Source organism: Noviherbaspirillum sp., from assembly GCF_035654295.1.
Lineage (GTDB): Bacteria > Pseudomonadota > Gammaproteobacteria > Burkholderiales > Burkholderiaceae_D > Noviherbaspirillum.
Genome location: NZ_DASRXF010000078.1, coordinates 1 through 7586 on the forward strand (window position 1 = coordinate 1; position 7586 = coordinate 7586).

4 protein-coding genes and 1 pseudogene are annotated in these 7586 nt (G+C 63.5%); 2 read left to right on the forward strand and 3 right to left on the reverse strand.

Features of this window, described 5'->3' with window-relative positions; genetic code table 11:
• Positions 1–1552: pseudogene (locus VFF99_RS08495) on the forward strand (hypothetical protein); the annotation flags it as partial.
• Between the two features lie 38 nt (positions 1553–1590).
• Complete coding sequence (locus VFF99_RS08500) at positions 1591–2205, forward strand: pyridoxamine 5'-phosphate oxidase family protein (RefSeq protein ID WP_325016864.1); 615 nt, start codon at positions 1591–1593, stop codon at positions 2203–2205.
• 148 nt (positions 2206–2353) lie between these two features.
• Here VFF99_RS08500 and VFF99_RS08505 read toward each other — a convergent pair whose 3' ends face one another.
• Genes VFF99_RS08505 through VFF99_RS08515 form a run of 3 tightly spaced genes read right to left on the reverse strand, consistent with a single transcriptional unit; the run spans position 2354 to position 7496 of the window.
• On the reverse strand, positions 2354–3661 hold the full coding sequence (locus tag VFF99_RS08505) for a sigma-54 dependent transcriptional regulator (protein ID WP_325016865.1): 1308 nt from the start codon (positions 3659–3661) through the stop codon (positions 2354–2356).
• Positions 3658–6720: a peptidase domain-containing ABC transporter gene (locus tag VFF99_RS08510; RefSeq protein ID WP_325016867.1), complete on the reverse strand. Its 3063-nt coding sequence runs from the start codon at positions 6718–6720 to the stop codon at positions 3658–3660. The genes VFF99_RS08505 and VFF99_RS08510 overlap by 4 nt, the downstream gene beginning before the upstream one ends.
• A 23-nt stretch (positions 6721–6743) precedes the next feature.
• Positions 6744–7496 (reverse strand): peptidylprolyl isomerase, encoded by a 753-nt coding sequence (locus VFF99_RS08515; protein WP_325016869.1) that lies wholly within the window; start codon positions 7494–7496, stop codon positions 6744–6746.
• Positions 7497–7586 lie beyond the last annotated feature (90 nt).

A 7586-nucleotide genomic window follows, 5' to 3' on the forward strand; every position in this document is an offset into this window, starting at 1 on the left:
GCTCCTGCTCGGCATCCTCCTGACCGCCGGTATCGCCTCCGGCGTTTACCTCGGCACCTCGTCGCCGTCGTGGAAAGACCTCGGCACGAGCAGCACCGCGATGCAGTCTTCCGGCGGCAGCGGCAGCACCGAGCAGGAGACCGAAGAAGCGCCGCGCGCGCAAGCGCCCTCGCCCTATAGCCTGACCCCGCCTGTCGCGCAGGCGCCGTCGGAATCGAAGCCGAAAGCGAAAGAGCCGCTGCCGCCGCCGGTGGCCAGGGTGCAGCCGCCTGCACCGGCCGTCATTCCGCAGCAACCGCCGCAACCGCCTCAGACGAGCGAGGCGACCGCGCAGAAGTACCTGCGCGAGCAGGAAACCCCGGCGCCCCCGACTACCAGCCGCGACGACGAGGCTTGGCGCCAGGCGAGCGTTTCGGACAAGCCGGCCGCCTACGAAAAATACCTGAAGGAGTTCCCGAAGGGGCGTTTTGCCGCGGCCGCGCGACTGCGGCTGGAGACCAAACAGATCAAGGAAGCGCCGAGCTCGCCGGAAGAGGACCTGTGGACGGCATCCACCACCGTGAACACTCAGACCGCGTACGAGACCTACCTGAAGAAATATCCGAAGGGACGCTATTCGGCACTGGCCAAGGACAGGATCGCCACCTTCAAGGAGCCGGACAAGGTCGAGCCCGTGGAGCCGGTTCCGGCCCTGCCGCCGGTGGCCAGCGTGACCAAGGAAGCAGCGCCTCCGGCTCCCGCACCGGCCCCATCCTTGTCTGTGCCCGCAGCGCCATCGACCCCGGCTCCATCGCCAGCCGCCGCCGCACCTGCTCCATCGCCAGCCGCCGCCGCACCTGCTCCCGCGCCCGCGGCAAGCCAGCCCGCTGCGCCGGCGCCGGAACGCAAGCCTGCGGAGCCCGAAGACAAGCTCGCCATCATCAAGCCGGCGGAAAAGCCGCCGGCCGAGCCGCGTCCGGCAGCTCCGCCTGCGCCCGTCCCCAGTTCCACCGACCCGGCCGGCACGGCGGGACGCAAGGCACTGGTGCTGGCCGACCAGACCATGACCGGCAACTTCACCGTGGACCCCAAGACCGGTGTCGTCTCCGGCACCGGCAAGATCGTCTGGACCAACGGCAACCAGTTCGAAGGCACGCTGGTGCGCGGCATGAAGGAAGGAAAAGGCAGGTTTGTGTGGAACAACGGCCAGCGCTACAGCGGCGAATGGGCGCGCGACATGCCCAACGGCCGCGGCACGATCACCTTCGCCGACGGCAGCAAGTATGAAGGCGACGTGCGCGACGGCGTGCCGCATGGCCGTGGCGCGACGCGCTTCAAGAGCGGCGACGTGTACGACGGCAACTGGGTGCGCGGCAAGAGCCATGGACAGGGCCGCTATACCTGGGCCAACGGCAGCTACTGGGAAGGCGAGTTCCGCGACGACAAGCGCACCGACAACGGCAAGATGGTCTTCGCCGAGCAGGCCGGGAAAGCGGCCGCGGCCGACACGCCGATGAACGATACGCAGAGTGCGGAACGCCGCGGCGCGGCGAAGGAGTCGGCGGATTACTGAACGGCGGCAGCGCGCATGCCCCCGCGAGGAGGACGGCAATGAGAAGCAAACCAGCCCCGATGTACCACGAAGGCATGCGCCAGTTGCAGGAAGTGCGCGATACGCGCGGCATCGCGGACCGCTTGCAGCAGGTGACCGTGCATACCGCCTTCACCGACGAAGACCGCGCGTTCATCGAGCGCTGCCCGATGTTTTTCATTGCGACGGCGGATGCCGACGGCCACCCGGACTGCTCCTACAAGGGCGGGCTGCCGGGCTTTGTGCGTGTGGTCGACGAACACACGCTGGCCTTCCCCGATTACGACGGCAACGGCATGTACCGCAGCTGGGGCAATGTGCAGGTGAATCCGCATGTCGGCATGCTGTTCATCGACTTCGAGACGCCCAAGCGCATCCGGGTGAATGGCGTGGCGCAGGTGCATGAGCACGATGCCTTGCGCGCCGAGTATCCTGGGGCGGTGTTCATCGTGCGCGTGACTGCCTCGCGCATCTTTCCCAATTGTCCGCGGTATATCCATCGGATGCGGCTGACGGAATACTCGGTGTATGCGCCGAGGCCGGGGTATGTGCCGCCGGTGCCGGCCTGGAAGACTTTTGAGGTGTTCAGGGATGCGTTGCCGGCGCGGGATCGGGATGATGATGTGCCGCACTGAGATGGTTCTTCTCTTCGGTGAAGCGCTTGGCGGGTTTCGCTACGCTCTACCCACCCTACGATTCTTTATGCATTGAAATGACTAGAGGACTGTAGGGTGGGTAGAGCGAAGCGAAACCCGCCAAACCGCGTCACGCCGAGCATTCCATTCAATGCGCCTTGCTCTTCTCCGCCGCCTGCCGCCGGAAATCCTTCGACCGTATTCCATGCTTCTTGAGCAGCATCTGCAGGTGCGAGCGGTTCATGTCGCAGCGTCGTGCCAGTTCGGCCACCGTCCCGCCCACTTCCTCCAGCCCGCGCTCGAGGAAGGCACGTTCCGCTTCGTCGCTCGCCGCACGCTTGGCATCGCTGAGCGAGGTCAGTTTCATTGCCTCGACGTCGATGCTGCCGGCGTTGACCGGGCGCACCGTCGCCTTCGGGCGGATGTCTTCCGGCAGGTGCGCGATGTCCGCCATGTCCCCGGCCAGGCAGGAAATGCGGTAGATCAGGTTGCGCAGTTCGCGGATGTTGCCGGGATAGGAATAGTTCAGCATGAAGTCGCGCAGGCGCGGCGTCATCTTGATCGGCGCCCGCTTCAGCGCTTCCGCCGCCTCGTCGCCGAAGAAGGAGATCAGCAGCGGAATCTCGTCCTTGCGATCGCGCAGCGGCGGCAGGGTGACGTGGATGACGCTGAGCCGGTAGAACAGGTCTTCGCGGAAGGTGCCTTCCTCGATCAGCTTGCGCAGGTTTTTGTTGGTCGCGGCGACGATGCGGGTATCGACATTGATCACTTCGTCCGAACCGACGCGCTGGATCTCGTGCGCCTGCAGCACGCGCAGCAGCTTCACCTGGCCCTGCAGCGGCAGCTCGCCGATCTCGTCGAGGAAGATGGTGCCCTTGTGCGCACTCTCGAACTTTCCCTTGCGGTCGTTGGCGGCCCCGGTGAACGCGCCCTTCTTGTGGCCGAACAGTTCGGATTCCAGCAGGTTGTCGGGAATAGCGCCGCAGTTGACGGAGATGTATGGCTTGTCGGCACGCGAACCATTGGCGTGGATCACCTTGGCCATCAGCTCCTTGCCGGTGCCGCTCTCGCCGTCGATCAGTACCGGCAGGTCGGTCGGCGCGGTCTTTTCCGCGATTTCCAGCGCTTCGAGCAGCTTGGGGTTGTCGCCGAAGGTGCCTTCGAAGATGAAGCTGCGGTCCATCAGGCCCTTGCGGCGTTCGCCCGGTGGCCGCTCGATCGGTTCCATCGGTTCGACGCGTTCGACCTCCGCGCTGGCCGCGCGCACGAACCTTTCCTTGTGCGAGAGCTGCATGACTTCGTCGCGCAGCGCGTTGGATTGCCGCAGAAGTTTTTCGATCTCGGCACGTTCCAGCTTCGAGGCCCAGCGCAAGGTATTGCGCATGATCTCGATCTTTTCCAGCACACCCGCGTAGGAAATGCTGGTGCCGCCGAGGCGCTGGTCGAAGAGTTTCATGCGGCGCTCAGCTGTTTCTGCACCAGTTCGTAATACATGCCGCGGCGGGCGACCAGTTCCTCGTGCCTGCCCTGCTCGACCACCGCGCCCTCGAACAGCACCAGGATCTTGTCGGCGCGCATGATGGTGCTCAGGCGGTGCGCGATGACGACGGCGGTGCGGCCCTTGAGGATTTCGTGCATGTTGCCCATGATGTTGCTTTCGGATTGGGTGTCCAGCGCCGAGGTCGCTTCGTCGAACACCAGCAGGCGCGGGTCGTGATAGAGCGCGCGGGCAATGCACAGGCGCTGGATCTGACCGCCCGACAACCCCATGCCGCGCTCGCCGACCACCTGCTCGTAGCCGAGCGGCAGCTTTGTGATGAAGGCATGCGCGTCGGCCATCTTGGCCACTTCCTCGATGCGCCGCCGGTCCGGGCTTTCTTCACCGCTGGCGATGTTCTCGGCGATCGTGCCGGAGAACAGCAGGTTGCTCTGCATGACATAGCCGACTTGCGCCCGGTAGTAATCCTTGTCGATCACGTTCATGTCGTAGCCGTCGACGATGATCTTGCCCTCGGTGGGCATGTAGAAGCCCACCAGCAGTTTCGCCAGCGTGGTCTTGCCCGAGCCGCTGCGGCCGACGATGGCGACCAGTTCGCCCGGCTTGATGTCGAGGCTGATGTTTTCCAGCACATAGGCCGTATCTTCGCCGCCATAACGGAAATAGACGCCGTCGAGCTTGATCTCGCCCTGCAGGTCGGGCAGCACGACGCGCGTGGGCAAGTCCTGTGGCTTTTGTTCCGGCTCCATGTCGAGCACGTCGCCCAGGCGTTCCATCGCCACGCCGGCGTCGTTGAGCAGGTTCCACAGGCCGACCAGGCCCATCAGCGGCGCCAGCACGCTCCCCATCAAGGCGTTGAAGGCAATCAGCTGGCCGATGCTCAGCTCGCGCGACAGTACCAGGCTTGTGCCCACCCACAGGACGGCGATGGTGGTGGCGGCGTTCAGGATCTGGCCGGTGAGCGATATCCAGATGTTGAAGGACTGCGCGCGGTATTGCACTTCCAGCGCCTTCGTATATTTCCGCTCCCACTTCAGCCGCACCGGACGCTCGATGCCCATGCCCTTCACCGTTTCCACGCCGCCCAGCGCTTCCATCAGGAAGGCTTGCGCATCGGTGGAGGCGGTGAAGGCTTCGCGCGCATAGTTCTTCACCTTCGGCGTCACGATCACCGTCAGCGCGATGATGGGAATGATGAAGGCGATCAGCACCATCGTCAGCTTGAAGTTGTACAGGAACATGATGGTGAAGTAGATGAACACCATCAGCAGGTTCAGCAAAGTCGTGATCGTCGATTCGGTGAGGAAGGCGCGGATGGTCTGGTTTTCCTGGAAGCGCGCGAGGATGTCGCCGGTCTTGCGCTTGGCAAAGAAGGAGAACGGCAGCGACATCGTGTGCTTGAAGAAATGCGACATCATCGCGAAATCGAGGTTGCGTACCATGAAGCCGGCCAGGAAGGAACGTATGGTCGACATCAGCTGCGTGAACAGGTTGGAGATGATGAGGCCGGCGATCAGCAGGTGCAGCAGGTTGACGTTCTGGTGCACGATCACGCCGTCGAGAATGTTCTGGATGATGAGCGGCGGCACCAGCCCGAGCACCTGGATGACGAAGGTTGCCAGGAAGATGTGCATCAGGATTTTCTTGTACGGCTTGAGGTAGCCGACGAAGCGTATCCAGGGCGAGCGCGTCGCGGCAAGCTGCACCATGTCCTGGCCGGGCGTGAACACCAGGCAGGTCCCGCTCCAGCCGCGCTCGAATTCCTCCACCGCCATCTTCTTGAAGCCGATCGCCGGGTCGGCCACCCATACGTGGCTTTTCGACACACCGTAGACGATGATGTAGTGGTAACCCTCCCAGTGGGCAATGAACGGAAGCTGGAAGCCGAGCAGCGATTCATAGGTACATTGCACGCCGCGCGTGGAAAACCCGAGCGTGTCGCCGACGCGAGCAAGGCTGTCGAGGGTGGCGCCGGCGGTGGTCACGTTGGCCATTTCGCGCAGCTTCCCGAGGGTCATCGGGATGCTGTAATGCTTGCAGATCATGGCCAGGCAGGCCGCGCCGCAATCCATTTCCTCCGCCTGCTCGACCAGCGGAAAGCGCCGGATGACCTTTTCGCCCATCTCGGGCTTGGACTGCAGGTCGAGCAGCACCGGCCGCTTGCGGCGCTCTTCCAGTTTCTTCTGGCGCTGCAATTCCCGCTCGACAATGCGGATGCGGTCTTCCAGCACCTCGCGCAACTTCGTGTTGCGCTCCAGGATCACGTGGATGGTCTTTTCCGGGATCACGAGCAGCGTGGTGTCGGTCACCGCGGTCACCGTCACCATCTGTTCCTGACGCATCAGGCACGCCTTTTCGCCGAAGATGTCGCCCTGGCGCAGCGTGGCCAGCGGGAATTCGGTCCCCTCCTCCATGCGCGAGAGTTTCACTTCGCCCTGCCGGATCACGTACAGGCGCCGGTCTTCCTTCGCATCCTGCTTCAGGATTTCCTTGCCGGCGGACACGCGCTTGACCCCGACGCTGCGCACGAATTCTTCCAGCTCCGCCTTGTTGACCTTGCCGCGCAGGTCGAACAGCCGCGTCACGAAGCCGCCCGCCGAACTGATCGCCACGTAGCTGGCGACAAATTCCAGCGCGGCCGGATTGCGGGCAATGATGGGTTCGATGACCTTGCGCGGAATGAACAGCAGTTCCGTCTTCAGCGAGGCGCGCACCGAGGATTCGTGCCGGTAGTCGCGCAGCATGGCGATCTCGGCGATGACCTCACGCTCCTTGCGCACGCCCATGCTGATTTCCTTGCCGTTCTCCTCGGTAAACACACGCACTGAACCGGACTTGACGATGAGCAGTCCGCCGGCCGGGTCGCCGGCATTGCAGACCGTATCGCCGAAGGCGAAGAAGCGCGACTCTGCATGTTCGGCGAGGCGGTCGATCTCTTCGCGGGAAAACGGAGAGAGGATCTCGACGGACGCAAGGAAATCCGCGAGCGGCTGCTGCTGTTTCTGCGCGGCGTCCATGATGGCGAGGGGTCAGGCCGCGGTCAGCGTGCTTCGATGATGTGTTCCTGGGCGCGGGCAAACAACCAGTCTTCGCGAAGCATGCGCCGGATCTCGGCCGCGGTTTCTTCGTCCAGCCGCGCCGGATGCTTGGCATCGACCTTGAAGATCTCGAACACCGATTTGTCGGACGAGGGGAACGGCCCGAGCAGGTCGCCTTCCGAGGCGTTGAAGACCTTGGCCTCGACATCGGTCTTGAGCGATCCGCGCAGCACCTTGCCGATGCGGCCGCCCTGCTCCTTCGTGTCGGCGACGGAATGCTCGCGCGCCATTTCCTCGAACGCGTCCGGGTCGTCGCGCAGGTAGGAGATCATTTCCTTGGCCTTGCCTTCGGCATCGAGCACCATGTGGCTGACTTCGATGCTGTCGAACTTCGGTGAATTGAGCTTGAAGTATTGCTCGACCGCCTTGTCGTTGCACACCTGGGCCATCATCTTTTCCTGGTACAGGCTGTCGGTGACGAAGACCTCGAACTCGTCCAGGCTCACGCCCAGCGCGTTGAGATAATTGTTCATGTCGGCGGCGCGGTGCAGGCCCTGGACGCGGCGGAAGTTGTCGGCGCGCTCCTGCACTTCGTCGGGCGTCACCTTGATGCCGTGTTTCTTCGCCGCACGCACCGTCAGCTTGTCCCTGACGATCTGCTCGATAAGGCCTTCGAACTGCCCCGTCAGCTTCAGTGTCCTGACGAAATCCTCGACGCCGATGACTTCATCATCGATACGCACAATCGCAGTCATCGTCCTCTCCTTGCATGAACAAGCGTTACAGAAACCTTAGGAGGGGATGCAGGTGGGACGTTTGCGGATGCTCAAACCGGCGTCAATACG